Source organism: Nocardiopsis potens DSM 45234, from assembly GCF_000341105.1.
Lineage (GTDB): Bacteria > Actinomycetota > Actinomycetes > Streptosporangiales > Streptosporangiaceae > Nocardiopsis_A > Nocardiopsis_A potens.
On the sequence record NZ_ANBB01000001.1, the window covers coordinates 14,887 to 31,484 of the forward strand.

Sequence of the window (16,598 nt, forward strand, 5' to 3'; positions counted from 1 at the left end):
GGCCGTGATGGCGGACGACCGGAAACTCCTCGACTACCTCAAACGCACCACCGCCGACCTGCGCCGGACACGCGCCCGGCTGCGGGAGGCCGAGGCCGCCCGCCGGGAGCCGGTCGCCATCGTGGCGATGGGCTGCCGGTTCCCCGGCGGCGCGGACACCCCGGACCGGCTCTGGGAGCTGCTCGCCTCGGAGACCGACGCGGTCTCCGGGTGGCCGACCGACCGGGGCTGGGACACCGAGCGCCTCTACCACCCCGAGCGCGGCCGGGCCGGCACCTCCTCCACCCGGGAGGGCGGCTTCCTGTACGGCGCCGCGGACTTCGACGCCGGCTTCTTCGGGATCTCCCCCCGCGAGGCGGCCGCCATGGACCCCCAGCAGCGGATCCTGCTGGAACTGGCCTGGGAGACCGCGGAACGGGCCGGGATCGACCCGGCCGCGCTGGCCGGCACCCGCACCGGGGTGTTCGCCGGGATCGGCAACCACGACTACGCGGCCGACGCGCTCGACGCCACCGAGGAGGCCGGCGGGTTCTGGACCACCGGCACCTCCGGCGCCGTCGCCTCCGGCCGGATCGCCTACGCCCTGGGCCTGCGCGGCCCGGCCGTCACGGTCGACACCGCCTGCTCCTCCTCCCTGGTCGCGCTGCACCTGGCGGTGCGCAGCCTGCGCGGCGGCGAATGCACGCTCGCGCTGGCCGGCGGGGCCGCGGTGATGGCCACCCCCGCCCTGTTCGTCGAGTTCTCCCGGCAGCAGGGGCTCTCCTCCGACGGCCGGTGCCGGGCGTTCGACGCCGGCGCCGACGGCACCGGCTTCGCCGAAGGGGCGGGCCTGCTGCTGCTGGAGCGGCTGGAGGACGCGCGGCGCAACGGCCACCCGGTGCTGGCGGTGATCCGCGGGTCGGCGGTCAACTCCGACGGGGCCTCCAACGGGCTGACCGCGCCCAGCGGCCCGGCGCAGCAGGCGGTGATCCGCGCGGCGCTGGCCGACGCCGGGCTGGAACCCGGAGACGTGGACGCCGTGGAGGCGCACGGCACCGGCACCCGGCTGGGCGACCCGATCGAGGCCGAGGCGCTGAGCGCGGTCTACGGCGCGGACCGGGACCGGCCGCTGCCGATCGGCTCGGTCAAGTCCAACATCGGCCACACCCAGGCCGCGGCGGGGGTGGCCGGGGTGATCAAGACCGTGCTCGCGCTCCGGCACCGGCTGCTCCCCGCGTCGCTGCACATCACCCGGCCGACCCCGCACGTCGACTGGGACGGCTCGGCGCTCCGGCCGCTCAGCGCCGCCGAACCCTGGACGCCGGGGGAGCGGCCGCGCCGGGCCGGCGTCTCCTCGTTCGGGATCAGCGGCACCAACGCCCACCTCGTCCTGGAGGAGCCGTCCGCCGCCGGACCGGCCGCGGACGGCGCCCCGGAGGCCCCCGCCGAGGGGCGGACCGCACCGGCCGAGCGCCCCTTCGCCCCCGGCGGGCCGGTGCCCTGGACCGTCGCCGGGCGCACCCCGGAGGACGTCCCGGCGCAGGCCCGCGCGCTCGCGGAGTACCTGGACGCCCACGCCGCCGAACCGGGCCTGCCGGAGGGCGCCGGGCACCTGCTGGCCGGGCCCCGCGCCCGGCTGGAGCACCGCGGAGCGGTGCTGGCCCGCACCCCCGGCGGCCTCGCCGACGGGCTGCGCCGCCTCGCCGGAGGACGCGCCGGCGCCGCGCACGGGCCGGCCGACCGGGTGCGGACCGTCCCGCCCCGGCGCACCCGCCCGCCGGAGCAGACCGTGTTCGTCTTCCCCGGGCAGGGCTCCCAGTGGGCGGGCATGGGCGCCGCGCTGCTGGAGGAGTCCCCGGTGTTCGCGGCGCGGGCGGCCGAGTGCGAGGCGGCGCTGCGGCCGCACGTCGACTGGTCCCTGACCGACGTGCTGCGCGGCCGCGGCGGCCCCGGCGCGGACCGGGTCGACGTGGTGCAGCCGGCGCTGTTCGCGATGATGGTGTCGCTGGCCGCCGTCTGGCAGGCCTGCGGGGTCCGGCCCACCGCGGTGGTCGGCCACTCCCAGGGCGAGATCGCCGCGGCCGCGGTGGCCGGAGCGCTCACCCTGGACGACGCGGCCCGGCTGGTCGCGGTGCGCAGCAGGGCCGCGCTGCCGCTGGTCGGCCGGGGCGCCCTGGTCTCGGTCGGGGCGCCGGCCGACCGGCTGGACGCCTGGCTGGCCGGCGCGGACCGGGGCCTCACCGTCGCCGCCCGCAACGGCCCGGCCGCGGCGGTGGTCGCCGGAGACCCCGCCGCACTGGCCGTACTGGAGGCCTGGTGCGCGGCCGAGGGGTACCCGGCGCGGCGGGTGTCGGTGTCCTACCCCGCGCACAGCCCCGCCGTCGACGGGATCCGCACGGACTTCCTGGCCGCGGCGGGCACCGTGCACCCCGGGCCGGAGCAGGTCCCGATCCACTCGACGGTCACCGGGGCCCCGGTGCGCGGCACCGCGCTGGACGCCGGGTACTGGTTCGCCAACCTGCGCAGGCCGGTGCTGTTCGAACCGGTCATCCGCGATCTGGCGAAACGCGGCCGCACCGCGTTCATCGAGGTCAGCCCGCACCCGGTGGTCGCGGACGGGATCGAGGCGACGCTGGAGGCCGCGGTCGGCGCTCCCGCCGACCCGGGCGGCGCCGTGCTGTCCACCCTGCACCGGGGCGACGGCGGGCGGGACCGCTTCACCGAGGCGCTCGCCGAGGCGCACGCCTCCGGCGTCGCCTACGACCGGGACCTGCTCTTCGGCCCCGGCGCCGCCCACCCGGCGGACCCGCCGGTCTACGCCTTCCAGCGGGAGCGGTACTGGCTCGCCCCCCGCCGCCGCACCGGCGGCGACGCGCCCGCCGCCGCCCACCCGCTGCTCGGCGCGGAGCTCCCCCGGCCGGACGGCGCGGGGCCGCTGCTCACCGGGCGGCTCTCCCTGGCCGAGGAGCCCTGGCTGGCCGACCACGCGACCGACTCCACCGCCCTGCTCGCCGGGACCGCCCTGCTCGACCTGGCACTGCACGCGGGGGCCCGCTGCGGCCGCCCCGTCCTGGAAGGGCTGGAGATGCTCGCCCCGCTGGAGCTCCCCCCGGACCGGGACCTCCGGATCCAGCTCACCGTGGACGCCCCCGGGCCGGGCGGCGGCCGCGCGCTGCGCATCCACTCCCGCCCGGCCGAACCGCGCGGGGCGCGCCCGGAGCACACCGGCGGCGGGTGGACCCTGCACGCGGAGGGGGTGCTGGCCGAGCCCGGCCCCGCCGGGGAGCCGGCCGGGCCGCGCGCATGGCCGCCCCCGGGCGCCGAACCGGTCCCGCTGGACGGCGTCTACCGGCGCCTGGCCGACCGGGGCTACCGGTACGGGCCGGCGTTCCAGGGGCTGCGCGCGGCATGGCGCACCGCGGACGCGGTCCACGCCGAGGTGGAGCTGCCCGAGGAGAGCCCGGGCGGCGGGTTCGGCCTCCACCCGGCGCTGCTCGACGCCGCCCTGCACGCGATGCTCGTCGACGGCGCCGGGGAGCCCCGGCCCGGGCTGCGGATGGCCTTCGCCTGGGAGGGGGTGCGGCTGCACCGCGCGGGCGCGTCCCGGCTGCGGGTCTCCCTCACCCGGACCGGCGGCGCGGAAGAGGAGGTCTACCGGGTCGAGGCGGCCCTGCCCGACGGCGCCCCGGTGCTCACCGCCGACGCGCTCACCGTGCGCGAGGCCGCCGGGCCCGGGGGCGGAGGGGCGGGCCGGTCGCTGTACCGGCTCGACTGGGTGCAGACCGGTCCGCGGCCGTCCGGCCCGCCGCCGGCCGGCCGGTGGGCGCTGCTCGGCGCCGACCCCGCCGCCGGGGCCCTCGCCGCCCTCCCCGCCCACCCCTCCCCGGCCGGGCTGGCCGAGGCGGTGGCGGCGGGCGCCCCCGCCCCCGGACTCGCGGTCGCCGCGGCGCCCGGTGCCGGGGAGGGCACCGGGCCCGAGGCCGCCCGGGAGGCGGTCCGCGCCGCCCTGGACCTGGTGCAGCGCTGGCTCGCCGAGGACCGGTTGGACGGCACCCGGCTGGTGCTGGTCACCCGCGGGGCGGTGGCGACCCGGGCCGGGGAGGGCGTCGCCGACCCGGCCGGCGCCGCGGTGTGGGGGCTGCTGCGGTCGGTGCAGACCGAGCACCCGGGGCGGTTCCGCATCGTCGACCTGGGCCCGGGCGAGGAGCACCTGCTGCCGTGGGCGCTGGCCTCGGACGAGCCCCAGGCGGCGGTCCGGCACGGCGAACCGCTCGCCCCGCGGCTGGTCCCCGAGCGCGCCGACCCCGGGGCGCTCACCGACCGGGGCTGGCGGCTGGAACCGGACGGCAGCGGCCGCATCGACGGCCTGGCCCGGGTACCGCACCCGGACGCCTCCCGGCCGCTGGGCGAGGGGGAGGTCCGGGTGGAGGTGCGGGCGGTCGGCCTGAACTTCCGGGACCTGCTGCTCACCCTCGGCGCCTACCCGGGGACCGCGAGGGTCGGCTCCGAGGCCGCCGGGGTGGTCACCGAGACCGGCCCGGGGGTGCACGGCCTGGCCCCGGGCGACCGGGTGATGGGCCTGCTCAGCGCGGCCGTCGGCCCGGTCGGGGTGGCCGACCGGCGGCTGCTGGCGCCGATCCCGCCGGGCTGGGGCTTCGCCCGGGCGGCCACCGCCACCGGCGTCTACCTCACCGCCTACCGGGCCCTGGTGGACGTCGCCGGGCTGCGCCCCGGGGAGCGGCTGCTGGTGCACGCCGGAACCGGCGGGGTGGGGATGGCCGCCGTGCACCTGGCCCGGCACCTGGGGGCGGAGGTCTTCGCCACGGCCAGCCGGGAGAAGCGCCCGGTGCTGCTCGGGATGGGGCTGCCCGCGGAGAACGTCTCCGACTCCCGCTCCGCCGCCTTCGAGGACGACGTGCTGCGCGCCACCGGCGGCACCGGCGTCGACGTGGTGCTCAACTCGCTGACCGGCCCGCTGGTCGACGCCTCGCTGCGGCTGCTGGTGCGCGGCGGCCGGTTCGTCGAGCTCGGCAAGACCGACCAGCGCGACCCGGACCGGGTCGCCGCGGAGCACCCCGGCGCCGTCTACCACCCGTTCGAGCTCCAGCAGGCCGGGCCGGACCGGACCGCCGAGATGCTCACCGAGATCACGGCCCTGTTCGACAAGGGGATACTGCCCCTGCCGCCGCTCTCCTGCCTGCCGGTGCGGGCGGCCGGGGAAGGGCTGCACCGGCTCCAGCGCGGCCGCAACACCGGGAAGATCGCGCTGACCGTGCCCCGACCCCTGGACCCCGGCGGCACCGTGCTGATCACCGGCGGCACCGGCGCGCTCGGCGGCCGGCTCGCCCGGCACCTGGCCGCCGAGCACGGGGTGCGCAGCCTGCTGCTGCTGAGCCGGCAGGGCCCCCGGACCCCGGGCGCCGGCCGGCTCCGCGCCGACCTGGCCGCGCTGGGCGCCGAGGCCGCCGTCCTGGCCTGCGACGTCTCCGACCCGGAGGACCTGGACCGGGCGCTGCGGGCGGTCCCCGAGGACCGGCCGCTGACCGCGGTGGTGCACGCGGCCGCCGTCATCGACGACGGGACGGCCGCCTCGCTCACCGCCGAGCGGGTCGACGCGGTGATGCGGGCCAAGGCGGACGCCGCCTGGGCGCTGCACGAGCGGACCCTCGACGCCGACCTGGCGGCGTTCGTGCTGTTCTCCTCGGCGGCGGGCGTGCTGGGCACGGCCGGCCAGGCCGGGTACGCGGCGGCCAACGCCTACCTGGACGCGCTCGCCGAGCACCGCGCCGCCCTCGGACTGCCCGCCGCCTCGCTCTCCTGGGGGCTGTGGGAGGTCCGCGGCGCCGCGGCGCAGGAGCTGACCGGGACAGACCTGGCCCGGATGGGCCGGGCCGGGCTGCGCGCCATGCCGGTCCGGCTGGGCCTGGAGCTGTTCGACGCGGCCCTGGCCTCCGGCCGCCCGCACCTGGTGCCGGCCGCGCTCGACCTGCCGGGCCTGCGCGCCGCGGACGCCGGCGACACCGCGCCGGTGCTGCGCGGCCTGGCCGGCGCCCCGGGCCGGGGCGGGCGCGCCCCCGCCGCCGAGGTCGACCGGTCCGACCTGCTCACCCTGGTCCGCACCCGGGCCGCCGAGGTCCTCGGGCACAGCGGGGCGGGGGCGGTCCCGCCCGACGCCTCCTTCCTGGAGCTGGGCTTCGACTCGCTCACCGCGGTCGAGCTCCGCAACCGCCTCGGCACCGACCTCGGCACCCGCCTCGCCTCCGGCGCGGTCTTCGCCCATCCCACCCCGCGCCGCCTGGCCGGACACCTGGAGACCGCGGCGCCCGCCGCCCCGGCGGCGGGCACGGAGCCGTCCTCCGCCCTGCCCTCCACCGCCTCCGAGGCGCCCGCCGCACCGGGCACGGAGGCGGGAACCGCTCCGGCGGCCCCGCCTTCCACCGCCCCCGAAGGGCCTGCCGCCCCGGTCGGCACCGGGACGGCCACCGGGGGAGCGGCCCCCGCACCGGAGGCCGGGGCGCCCGCCTCCGGCGCGGCCGCGCCCTCCGCTCCGCCCTCCACCGCGCCCGACCCCGCGGACGGCGGCCTGGTCGGCCTCTTCCTGGAGGCCTGCCGCACCGGAAGGGCCGCGGAGGGGGCCGCCATGCTGCGCACGGCGTCCGTGCTGCGGCCGGTGTTCAGGTCGGCCGAAGAGCGCGGGGAGCCGGTGCGCCCGGTCCGGCTGGCCCAGGGCGCACCGGCGGACGGGCGGGCCCTGCTCATCTGCTTCCCCTCCCTGGTGATGGCCGCCGGGCCGCACGAGTACGCCCGGTTCGCCGCGGCGCTGCGCGGGAAGCGGGACGTCGCGGCCCTTCCGCACCCGGGATTCGAGCACGGGGAGGCGCTGCCGGCGGGCCTGGGGGCGCTGGCCGAGGTGCACGCGCGCGCGGTCCTGGAGTACGCGGCGGGGCGGCCGTTCGCCCTGCTCGGCCGCTCCTCCGGCGGGTGGGCGGCGCACGCGGCCGCCCGGCGCCTCGAAGAGCGGGAAGCGCGCCCCGAGGCGCTCTTCCTGCTGGACACCCCGGCCCCCGGGGACGACCGGACGCTGGACGTGGTGGGCGCCGGGATCGCCGCGCGCGAGGCGGACCTCGGCCTGGTCGACCCGGTCCGCGCCACGGCCGGCGGCGGCTACCTGCGGCTCTTCTGGGAGTGGACGCCGCCGGAGGTGGCCGCGCCCGCGGTCTTCCTCCGCCCGCAGGAGCCCCTGCCGGGCCTGGACGGGGAGCCGATGCCCGCGGAGGCGTGCCGGTTCGACTGGCCGCTCCCGCACACCGAGGAGCGGGTCCCCGGCGACCACCTCACCATGCTGGAGGAGCACGCCGGGGCGGCGGCGCGGGCGGTGCACGCCCGGCTGGCCGACACGGAGTCCGCCCGCCCCGCCGCCCCGGTCCCGGCCCAGTGCAGGGGGGGAGTGGGAGCACGCCTGACCGTTGAGTGAATCTCAGCGTTCCTCTCGCTGAGTCTTCCTCCCGCTTCACCGACCGCCGCCGACTCCGAAGAGCGAGGTCGACCGGGGCCGCATCCCGCGGCCCCGGTCTCCTGCACTCCTGCGGGCGGTCAGGTCTTGCGGGGGAGGCGGAGGGGCGGTGGGCCCGGAGGCGGCCGGTCCGGTCGCAGGCGGCCCCGGTCTCCGCCGGCCCCGCCTCTCATCGGTTGCTCGCCGTCGGCGGTCTGGAGCGGCGAGCGGCCGACCCGTCAGGCGGTGACCTCGGCGTCCTCCATGATCTCGGCCAGACTCGGGGCTGAATTCTGCCGACCGATTCATCGGCGTTGATCAGTGTTCCTCTGCCATGGTCTTCACGTGCGGCTCAGCGATCGGGCATGCATGCAGGGCGGTCACCATCAGAGCGCCTGAAAGCGGGGCAAGAAGGCGGGACGGCCGTGCCGGTGGTCGAAGACGCCGGCGGGCCGGTTTCCCGTCCCCCCTCTGGAGACAGGGCGCCCGCGGTCGGCCCGCCCGGTCCGGACCGCATCGAGTCTTTACTGTCAGTGCGGGACCGTACCCTGCGGGTCATGGACGAAGGCGAAGCCTCCGAGGAGGGGGCGTGTGCCATGACCGATGCAGTGGCACTGTTCTCCGCCCGTCTGCTGTGCAGGCGGACGGGGAAGGCACTCGCCGTCGTACAGGAGGGCTGCGCGTGAGCCATAAGCAGGGGCTGCGCTGCGAGCTGGCCCCCACCGGCGAGCAAGCGGTCGCCATGGGCCGCCACTGCGGGCTGTCGCGGGTGGTGGAGAACTTCTGCCTGGAGACGGTGCGGAAGAAGTACGCCCAGCGCAAGGCCGAGGAGAGCTACGGCATCACCGGCGAGGACCTGACCAAGGTGCCGTGGTCGGCCCCGGCGTTGGAAAGGGAGTGGCGCGCCGCTCACCCGGAGCGCTACCCCTGGTTCTCCCAGGGCGGGCTGTCCTCCCGGGTGCCCAAGGAGGCGTGCCGGGTGCGGGCGGCGGGTCTGAAGAACTACTTCGCCTCCCGGGACGGCAAACGCAAGGGGACCCGGGTGGGCTGGCCGAGGTGGCGCAGGCGCAAGCACGGCTCCCGGTTCCGCTACGACGCCGACCGCGCCAGACCGCTCAACACCCGCACCGTGCGCCTCCCGGGGATCGGGGACGTGGCGGTGCATGAGGACATGTCGTGGCTGACCGGCCGGACGGCCACCGGCTCCGCCCGGATCCTTGGCGCCACCGTCCGCGAGCGGGCCGGACGGTGGTGGGTCTCCTTCCAGATCGAAGTGGACCGCGACGACCTCAACAAGCGCCGCCGGGTGCCCGATGGTGCTCCCGCCTGCGGGATCGACCTCGGTTTGAAGACCTTCGCGGTCATTGCCAACAGTGACGGCACCACCGAGGAGATCCACGCCCCGAAACCGCTCAAGGCCGCACAACGCGCCCTCAAGCGCGCCGGGCGCAGGCTCTCCCGCTCGGCTGAGGATTCCAAGAACCGGGAAAAGGCCCGGCGCCGCGTCGGGCGGCTGCACCTGCGGGTGGCCGACCGGCGGCGGGACTTCCTGCACCAGACCACCACCAGGCTGGCGAGAACCAAGTCGGCCGTCGCCGTGGAAACCCTGCACGTCAAGGGCATGGCCAGGAACCGCAGGCTGTCCCGCGCCGTCTCCGATGCCGGGTTCGCCGAGTTCGTCCGCCAGTTGGAGTACAAGGCCGACTGGTACGACTCCACGGTGTGGAAGGCCGACCGCTGGTTCCCCTCATCCAAGACCTGCGGCCACTGCAAGCGGGTCAACCGCGCCTTGGCGCTGGCCGACCGCACCTGGGCCTGCCCCGGCTGCGGCGCCGTCCACGACCGGGACGCCAACGCAGCGGGCAATCTCCTCGCCAGGATGCTCGAAGAAAGCGCCGCTTGACATCGGACCCCTCGCCGGGAAGTTGCCCGGAGAGGAAAAACGCCTCGCGGAGACCGCGTGAGACCTCGCTCTTCGGAGCCGGCGGCGGTCGGTGAAGCAGGAAGAAGACCAGCGAGACGATCGCTGAGATTCAAGCAACGGGTGGATCACTTTGACCGCGACCCGCTCGCCGCGCCCGCCGAGCGCCCCGTAGACCGCGCCCATGCCGCCCGCGCCGATCCGGCCCACCAGCTGGAACGGGCCGATCACCCGCGGGTCGCCGGGGCGCAGCGGGGCGAATCCCCCGGGGAGCCGCGGACCGCCGGAGGGGGCAGGGGCTGCTGCATCGGGATCCTTCCCGGGGGGAGGAGGGCGGGGAGCCGGGCGGGACACCGACCAGCGTGGCACCGGCCCGGGACGCGGACAAGGGGGCGGCGGCCGGCCCGGGCGGCCGGTTCGTGCCGTTCCGCGCCGATCGGGTCCGCGCCGCCGTCCACAGATCGGAGCGCGGGTCGGCGCGGCCCGGCGGCGCCGGTGTATGTTGCGTTCTGATCACGGGTGGCCGCACACGGTGACCGTTTCCGGGGCCGCCACCGCCGAGTGACGGAGGAGCACATGCGCATCCCAGCACGGATCGGTGCGGCGGCCCTGGCCGCCGCGGTCGCCTGCACGGGGCCCGGGGCCGCCGCGGCGGAGGCCGGCCGGGCCGCGGACGGCCGCTGCCCGACCCTCTCGGAGGATCTGGAGTGGTACGGCGGCAACCGCGCCGAACTGCAGCGGGTCATCGACGAACTGGGCGTCTGCGGTGAGGACGGCGGGGGCGGCGGGCGCGGCGGCGACCGGCCGGTGGCCGCGTTCGACTGGGACGACACGGTCACCAAGAACGACGTCACCGACGCGACGCTGGTCTGGGCGCTGCAGCACGACGAGATCCTCCGCCCCGCCGACTGGAGCGGCGTCAGCCCGTGGCTGACCCCGGCGGCCGACCGGGCGCTGACCGAGGCCTGCGGCACGGAGGTGCCGGTCGACGAACCGCTGCCCACCTCCACCGAGGCCGGCTGCGCCGACGAGATCCTCTCCATCCGCGGCGAGGCGCGGACGATGAGCGGCGAGCGCGCCTTCGAAGGCCGGTGGAACCACCGCCGCACGGTCCCGGAGTACGCCTGGGTCCCGCAGCTGTTCGCCGGGCGCACCCCGGAGGAGGTCCGCGAGATCGCCCGGAAGGCGCGCAGGCGCGCGCTGGCCGCCCCGGTCGGCGCCGTGCAGCGGGTCGGTACGCACACCGTCCCCGGCTACGTCCGCTACTACCCGCAGCAGCGCGACCTGATCCGCACCCTGCGCCGGGCCGGGTTCGACGTCCACATCGTCTCGGCCGGCTTCGAGCCGATCGCCGAGGTCTGGGCGGCCGGCGTCGGCGTCCCGCCGTCGCGCACCATCGCGATCCGCAGCGTCCTGGACGGCGGCCGGATCACCACCCGCAACGAAGGGTGCGGCGGCACCGAGGGCGGCCGGGGCGAGGTCATCCCCTACATCGAGGGCAAGCGCTGCTGGGTCAACCAGGAGATCTTCGGCGTCGACGGCCCCGACGCCTGGGAGCGGCAGGACGCCGGCCGCCGCATCGCACTGGGCTCCGGCGACTCCGACACCGACGTCTCCTTCGTCTCCGACGCGACCCATGCCCGCCTGGTCGTCAACCGCAACCAGGACGAGATCATGTGCCGCGCCTACGACGACGCCGACGGCGCCTGGCTGGTCAACCCGATGTTCATCGACCCCCTCCCGCAGCGGACCGACCCCTACCCCTGCTCCACCACCGGCTACACCCGCCCCAACGGCGGCACCGCCCCGGTCCTCCGCGACGACGGCACCGCCATCCCGGACCAGCAGGACACCGCCCACTGACCCGGGCCGCCCCGGCCGCCTTCCGCCGCCGCCCCGCACCGCGTTCGGCGCCCGCGGCAGAGCGGAGAGGGCATGTCCTCCGGACCCGCGGCCGCCGCGGTGCCGGCGGCGGGCCGGCCGGGGTCAGGCGGCCGCCGGGTCCGCGAGGTGGCCGTCCGGGCGGACGAGGCCGGCTTCGGTGCGGACGTGCCCGCCGCCGCGCAGCCGCTCGAACAGGGTGCCGCCGTCCTCCAGGCGCAGGTTGCGGACGCGTCCGCCGGTCGCGTAGGCGACGTTCAGCCCCGAGAGGCGCTCGGCCAGCTCCCGGGACATGTCCGGGGACGTCGCGATCAGTCCGCTCACCACTGCGCGCAGCGCCTGGCCCTCAGCGGAGTACGCCGTCATCAGCGCGGTCTGGGCGCGGGTGTGTTCGAGCAGGTCGGCGCCGACCGGGTGGCGTTCCTCGTGGTAGGTGTCGAGCAGCGGCCCGTCGGCGCGGCCGGTGGCGACGGCGGCGAGCTTCCAGCCGAGGTTGTGCGCGTCCTGGATGCCGACGTTCATGCCGACGCCGCCGGTCGGGAAGTGCATGTGGGCCGCGTCCCCGGCCAGCAGCACGTTGCCCGCGCGGTAGGCCGCGGCCTGCCGGGTCGCGTTGCCGAAGCGCGACAGCCACACCGGGTCGCGCATGCCGAAGTCGGTGCCGGTGATGCGCCGGACCGTCGCCCGCAGTTCGTCGAGGGTGAGATCGCCGGGCCACTCCGGCCGGTCGGTGAGCGGGTCGCTGCCGGCGAGGCGGTGGATCCCGCCCGGCAGCGGCACGACCAGCAGGCCGCCCCCGGTGCCGGAGAAGGAGGCGGCGCCGCGCTCCGGCGGGGCGTCGAGCACCACGTCGCCGAGCCAGCCCCACGTCGTGGCGTCGGTACCGGGGAAGTCGATGCCCGCGGCCGTCCGGACCGTGCTGCGGGTCCCGTCGCAGCCGACGACGTAGCGTGCCGGGACGACCTCCCCGTCCGCGAGCACGACGCCGCCCGCCGCCCCGGCGCCGTCGCGGGCGAGGCCCGCGACCCGGCAGCCCCGGCGGACGGCGGCGCCCATCCGCCGGGCCCGGGCTTCGAGGATCTCCTCGGACCGGGCCTGCAGCAGCGCGAGGGTGAAGGGGTACGGGGTGTCCAGCACCGAGAAGTCCATCCGGTCCGGCAGTCCGCCGAAGTGCCCGTCGGGAATGCGCACCCCCTCCGCCAGGAACGGCTCCGCGATGCCGCGGCTGTCGAAGATCTCGATGGTGCGGGGGTGGATGGTGAGCGCCTTCGAATGGGGGTCCCGTTCCCGTCGGCTCTCCAGGACCGTCACGGACGCCCCGCCCAGCCGCAGTTCCCCGGCGAGCCACAGCCCGGTCGGCCCGGCCCCCACGATGACGACGTCGTCCACCGCTCCGCCGCGCCCGTCCGGTACCGGCGCCGCGCCTGCCGCACCCGCGTCTCCCACGTCTCCCACACCCTCCGCATGAGCGTTCTTGGTCACTGACCAACATGTGGTGACGAGTACACTAGGTCAGTGACCAAGAGTCAAGCGGATGTGGTGCGGACGGCCCTGGACGTCCTCGACGAGCGCGGCGCGGCCGCCGTCTCCCTGCGCGCCATCGCGCAGCGGCTCGGAGTGCGGATGAACACCGTCCTCTGGCACGCGAAGAGCAAGGCCAGGCTGGAGGAGCTGATGGCCGACGCGATCGTCGCGGGCGTCCCGCTCGACGGCCTGCCGGAGCACTGGCGCGACCGCGCGGCCGAGATCGCGCGCCGCTACCGCCGCGCCCTGCTGGCCCACCGCGACGGCGCGGCCGTCGTGGCCGGCACCTACGCGGCCGAACCGGCCACCCTGGACGTCGCCGAGGCGCTCGTCGCGGCCCTGCTCGACGGCGGCATGTCCGACCGCGAGGCCGCCTGGACGAGTTGGAGCCTCGTCTACTTCGTCCTCGGACTGACCCAGGAGGAGCAGGCCCTGCCCGACCGGGCGATCCGCACCCGCGACGTGGGTCCGCGCCCCGCGCTGAAGCGGGTGTTCCCCCTGCTGGCCGAGGAGTCCTTCGAGGAGCGGTTCGAGTTCGGCGTCGCCAGGCTCCTGGCCGACCACTGAACGGCCCCCGGTCCTGCCGCCTCCGGCGCGCCGGCCCCCGCGGCCTCAGCGGTGCGGGCGGAGGGCTTCGCGGATGCGGGGGGCGTGGCGGCGGATGTGGGCGATGTCGCGGCGGTAGAGGTCCGCGTGGCCCTGCCGGACGTCCTCGGTGAACTTGGGGTCGCCTGCGGCGGCGCGGGCGAGCATGAGGTCGACCAGGGCCTGGAGGCGGTCGGCGATCTCCCCGGGGAGGCGTTCGCGGGCGTCGGGGGCCAGGCCGTAGGCGTCGCAGAACAGGCGGGCGCGGCGGGCCCGCTCGGCAGGGGAGCCGAAGCCGTCAGGGTTGCCGGGGGCGGTGAAGGGGGCGAAGCGGTAGAGGGCGTAGGCGATGTCCCAGCTGCGCGGTCCCGGGTGGGCGGCCTCGAAGTCGATGACCGCGACCGCCTTGCCGCCGCGGAAGACGCAGTTGTACGGGGCGAAGTCGCCGTGGCAGACCGTCTCGGCGGGGGACCGCGGGGGGAGCATCCAGGTGCCGCCGCGGTGGTCGAAGCCGGCCGCGGCGTCGTGCAGGGCGCGCAGCAGCCCGGCCGCGCCGGCCAGCGCCCCCTCGGAGCGGACCGCCGTCTTGAGCGGGTAGTTCCCCGCCTCGCCCTCGATGTACTCGACCGCCTCCGTGCCGCCTTCCAGGGAGAGCGGGGCGGGGGCCCCGGTGAAGCCCGCGGCGCGGAGGTGGCGGAGCAGGCGGTGGACGGTGGGCGTCCAGGGGCCCGCGGCGCGCAGGACCCGGCCTCCGGCGATCTCGACGTGTCCGATCTCCGCCTCCTCCGCAGGGCCGCCGCGCCACCCGGGCCCGGGGGCCGGGGAACGCGAACGGCAGGCCAGAGCATTCTCTGACCTGCCGTCGAGGTGGTGGGCGATACAGGATTCGAACCTGTGACCTCTACCGTGTCAAGGTAGCGCTCTAACCAACTGAGCTAACCGCCCGGGTTTCCCCGGAACAAGGGGTGGAGGCGGAGACGGGAATCGAACCCGTGTACAGGGATTTGCAGTCCCTTGCCTAAGCCACTCGGCCACTCCGCCGCGAGCACGTGGCCTCGCGAGTGCCTCTCTCCGAGCGGACGACGGGATTCGAACCCGCGACCCTCACCTTGGCAAGGTGATGCTCTACCAGCTGAGCCACGTCCGCGTGATACGCGGGGGCGAACCCCCCGTACCCTGTTTTGTTGCGAGCCGCCAGGCGGCTCAGAGCGGACGACGGGATTCGAACCCGCGACCCTCACCTTGGCAAGGTGATGCTCTACCAGCTGAGCCACGTCCGCATCGCTCTGGGGGTGCCTCCCGGGTCCTCCCGGTCGCCGCCCTCGCTGCGATGTGTTGAACTCTAGCGGACTTTCGGCGCGAGCGCGAAATCGAATCGCCAGAGGGGGTGCCGAGCGGGGGGCGGGCCGCCGCCGCTCGGGCGGGCCGGCCCGGCCGGCCTCACCGCTCGACGCGTGTCGGGGAGACCGGCATGTCCGGCCGGGGAGGGGCGGACAGGTACTGGCCGACCCGCTGGATCACCTTGTTCATCTCGTAGGCGATCAGGCCGACGTCGCTGTCGGTGTCGGAGAGCAGCGCCATGCACGCCCCCTCGCCCGCCGCGGCCACGAAGAGGAAGGCCCCGTCCATCTCGATGATGCTCTGCCGGATCTCTCCGGCGTTGAACTGCCGGCTGGCGCCGCCGGCCAGGCTGTGCAGGCCGGAGGCGATCGCGGCGAGGTGCTCCGCGGCGGACCGGTCCAGCCGGCTGGACGAGGCCATCAGCAGGCCGTCGGTGGACAGCACGATGGCGTGCCGTGTTCCTTGAGCCCGGGTGAGGAGGTCGTCCAGCAGCCAGCTCAGTTCGCCAGGGGCGGTGCTCCGAATGGTCATGACTCTCAAGATCTGTCGTGGGGTGGGGCGGGATCGATCGTCTGGCACGGGCGTCCGCGCCGGAGGGGGCGATCCCCGTAAGCGTTGCCCAGATGATAGCCATTCGTAACCCATGTAGCCGGATTTCCGGCCTGTGTCGCGGCCGCGGACGGGTGTCCGGAGCCCGCCGGGACGTCGGTCACCTGTGCATACGGTGGCCGGAAAGACGGCCGGAAAGCGCGGCGCGGCCACTGCCGGACACGGGGCTTGCGCGGCGCGCGGCGCACCCCTAGGCCCCCTCGCGGGCCGCCCCGGGGCCGCCGGAGGAGGGGCGGGGCGCCCGGCGCCGCCCCGGCCGCGGTGCGGCCGCCGTCCCGGAACCGTCCGGGCGGCGGGGCCGGTCGGCCCGCGCGGCGGCGGTCCGCGTGGCAGGATCGGTCCCGATCGGAACCGTCGAATGATGAGGTGAGAGCGATGCGGGTGTGGATCGCGGGGGCAGGGTACGGCCGCGGGGCGGTCGTGGACGCCGCGGAGGCCCGGATCCCGGCCCTGGACCACGGGATCACCGTGGGCGACGGGGTCTTCGAGACCGTCAAGGGGGTCGGCGGCCAGCCCTTCGCGCTCTCCCGGCACCTGCGCCGGCTCGCCCGCTCGGCGGCCGGCATCGGCCTGCCCGAGCCCGACCTGGAGCTGCTCGCCGACGGGGTGCGCCGCGCCCTGGACGCCGCCCCCGAGGCCCAGGCGGCGCGGATCCGGATCACCATGACCGGCGGCCTCGGCCCGCTCGGCTCCGAGCGCGGCGACGCGGAGCCGACCTACATCGTCGCGGTCGCCCCGATGCCGCCGATGGCGCCGTCCACCAAGGTCGCCGTGGTGCCCTGGACGCGGAACGAGAACGGCGACCTGGCCGGGCTGAAGACGACCTCCTACGCTGGCAACGTGCGGGCGCTCGCCTACGCCAAGGAGCGGGGCGGCAGCGAGGCGATCTTCGCCAACACCGCGGGGAACCTCTGCGAGGGCACCGGCAGTAACATCTTCCTGGTGGTGCGGGGGCACCTGGTGACCCCGCCGCTGTCCGCCGGGCCGCTGGCCGGCATCACCCGCGAGCTGGTGCTGGAGTGGGCCGGGGGCGAGGAGACCGACCTGCCGATGTCGGCGCTGGAGGAGGCCTCCGAGGCCTTCCTCACCTCCACCGGCCGCGACGTGCAGCCGATCAGCGCGGTCGACGGCCGCGTGCTGCCCGCCGCACCGGGTCCGGTGACCCGCAAGACGATGGAGGTGTTCGCGGAGCGCTCCGCCTCCGACATGGACCCCTGATCCAGGCGCCCGGTCCGCCGGGGCCCGGGATACGGCGAGTGCCGCGAC

Annotated in this window: 8 protein-coding genes and 4 tRNA genes; 5 read left to right on the forward strand and 7 right to left on the reverse strand. The window is 76.7% G+C overall.

Going from position 1 to position 16,598, the window contains the following annotated elements; translation table 11 throughout:
• Positions 1 to 7 precede the first annotated feature (7 nt).
• The 3 genes from D459_RS30265 to D459_RS0100055 all read left to right on the forward strand — a co-directional run bounded on the left by D459_RS30265 (position 8) and on the right by D459_RS0100055 (position 11,255).
• Positions 8 to 7,453, forward strand: a complete 7,446-nt coding sequence (locus tag D459_RS30265; protein WP_051065287.1) for a type I polyketide synthase — start codon at positions 8 to 10, stop codon at positions 7,451 to 7,453.
• A gap of 700 nt (positions 7,454 to 8,153) precedes the next feature.
• Positions 8,154 to 9,374, forward strand: coding sequence for an RNA-guided endonuclease InsQ/TnpB family protein (locus D459_RS0100050; protein WP_017590937.1), 1,221 nt, complete (start codon positions 8,154 to 8,156; stop codon positions 9,372 to 9,374).
• Positions 9,375 to 9,968: 594 nt separating this feature from the next.
• Positions 9,969 to 11,255: a haloacid dehalogenase-like hydrolase gene (locus tag D459_RS0100055; RefSeq protein WP_017590938.1), complete on the forward strand. Its 1,287-nt coding sequence runs from the start codon at positions 9,969 to 9,971 to the stop codon at positions 11,253 to 11,255.
• Positions 11,256 to 11,378: 123 nt separating this feature from the next.
• Here D459_RS0100055 and D459_RS0100060 read toward each other — a convergent pair whose 3' ends face one another.
• Entirely contained in the window at positions 11,379 to 12,662 is a 1,284-nt protein-coding gene (locus tag D459_RS0100060; protein WP_017590939.1) for an FAD-dependent monooxygenase, read from the reverse strand.
• Positions 12,663 to 12,788: 126 nt separating this feature from the next.
• Here D459_RS0100060 and D459_RS0100065 point away from each other — a divergent pair, with 126 nt between their 5' ends.
• Positions 12,789 to 13,364: a TetR/AcrR family transcriptional regulator C-terminal domain-containing protein gene (locus D459_RS0100065; protein ID WP_026119914.1), complete on the forward strand. Its 576-nt coding sequence runs from the start codon at positions 12,789 to 12,791 to the stop codon at positions 13,362 to 13,364.
• Positions 13,365 to 13,409: 45 nt separating this feature from the next.
• On the opposite strand, the gene D459_RS36450 is transcribed toward D459_RS0100065, so the two are convergent.
• From D459_RS36450 to D459_RS0100100, 6 genes are all read right to left on the reverse strand, one after another.
• Positions 13,410 to 13,868 carry a phosphotransferase gene (locus D459_RS36450; RefSeq protein ID WP_206540742.1) on the reverse strand — a complete coding sequence of 153 codons (459 nt, stop codon included), beginning with the start codon at positions 13,866 to 13,868 and terminating at the stop codon, positions 13,410 to 13,412.
• 382 nt (positions 13,869 to 14,250) lie between these two features.
• Positions 14,251 to 14,327: transfer RNA gene (locus tag D459_RS0100080), tRNA-Val, on the reverse strand.
• A gap of 21 nt (positions 14,328 to 14,348) precedes the next feature.
• Positions 14,349 to 14,423, reverse strand: a tRNA-Cys gene (locus D459_RS0100085).
• A 33-nt stretch (positions 14,424 to 14,456) separates the two neighbouring features.
• Positions 14,457 to 14,529: transfer RNA gene (locus D459_RS0100090), tRNA-Gly, on the reverse strand.
• Between the two features lie 60 nt (positions 14,530 to 14,589).
• A tRNA-Gly gene (locus tag D459_RS0100095) sits at positions 14,590 to 14,662 on the reverse strand.
• Positions 14,663 to 14,822: 160 nt separating this feature from the next.
• Entirely contained in the window at positions 14,823 to 15,254 is a 432-nt protein-coding gene (locus D459_RS0100100) for a roadblock/LC7 domain-containing protein (RefSeq protein ID WP_026119917.1), read from the reverse strand.
• A 453-nt stretch (positions 15,255 to 15,707) separates the two neighbouring features.
• On the opposite strand from D459_RS0100100, the gene D459_RS0100105 reads away from it, so the two are divergent.
• The gene (locus D459_RS0100105; RefSeq protein ID WP_017590942.1) at positions 15,708 to 16,550 is read left to right on the forward strand and encodes an aminotransferase class IV; all 843 of its coding nucleotides are present in this window, start codon (positions 15,708 to 15,710) and stop codon (positions 16,548 to 16,550) included.
• Positions 16,551 to 16,598 lie beyond the last annotated feature (48 nt).

Bases quoted from the DNA above. Each gene is read 5' to 3' on its own strand.
- D459_RS30265 (WP_051065287.1), top strand. From the start codon at position 8: ATGGCGGACGACCGGAAACTCCTCGACTACCTCAAACGCACCACCGCC.
- D459_RS0100055 (WP_017590938.1), top strand. From the start codon at position 9,969: ATGCGCATCCCAGCACGGATCGGTGCGGCGGCCCTGGCCGCCGCGGTC.
- D459_RS36450 (WP_206540742.1), bottom strand. From the start codon at position 13,868: ATGCTCCCCCCGCGGTCCCCCGCCGAGACGGTCTGCCACGGCGACTTC.
- D459_RS0100100 (WP_026119917.1), bottom strand. From the start codon at position 15,254: ATGACCATTCGGAGCACCGCCCCTGGCGAACTGAGCTGGCTGCTGGAC.
- D459_RS0100105 (WP_017590942.1), top strand. From the start codon at position 15,708: ATGCGGGTGTGGATCGCGGGGGCAGGGTACGGCCGCGGGGCGGTCGTG.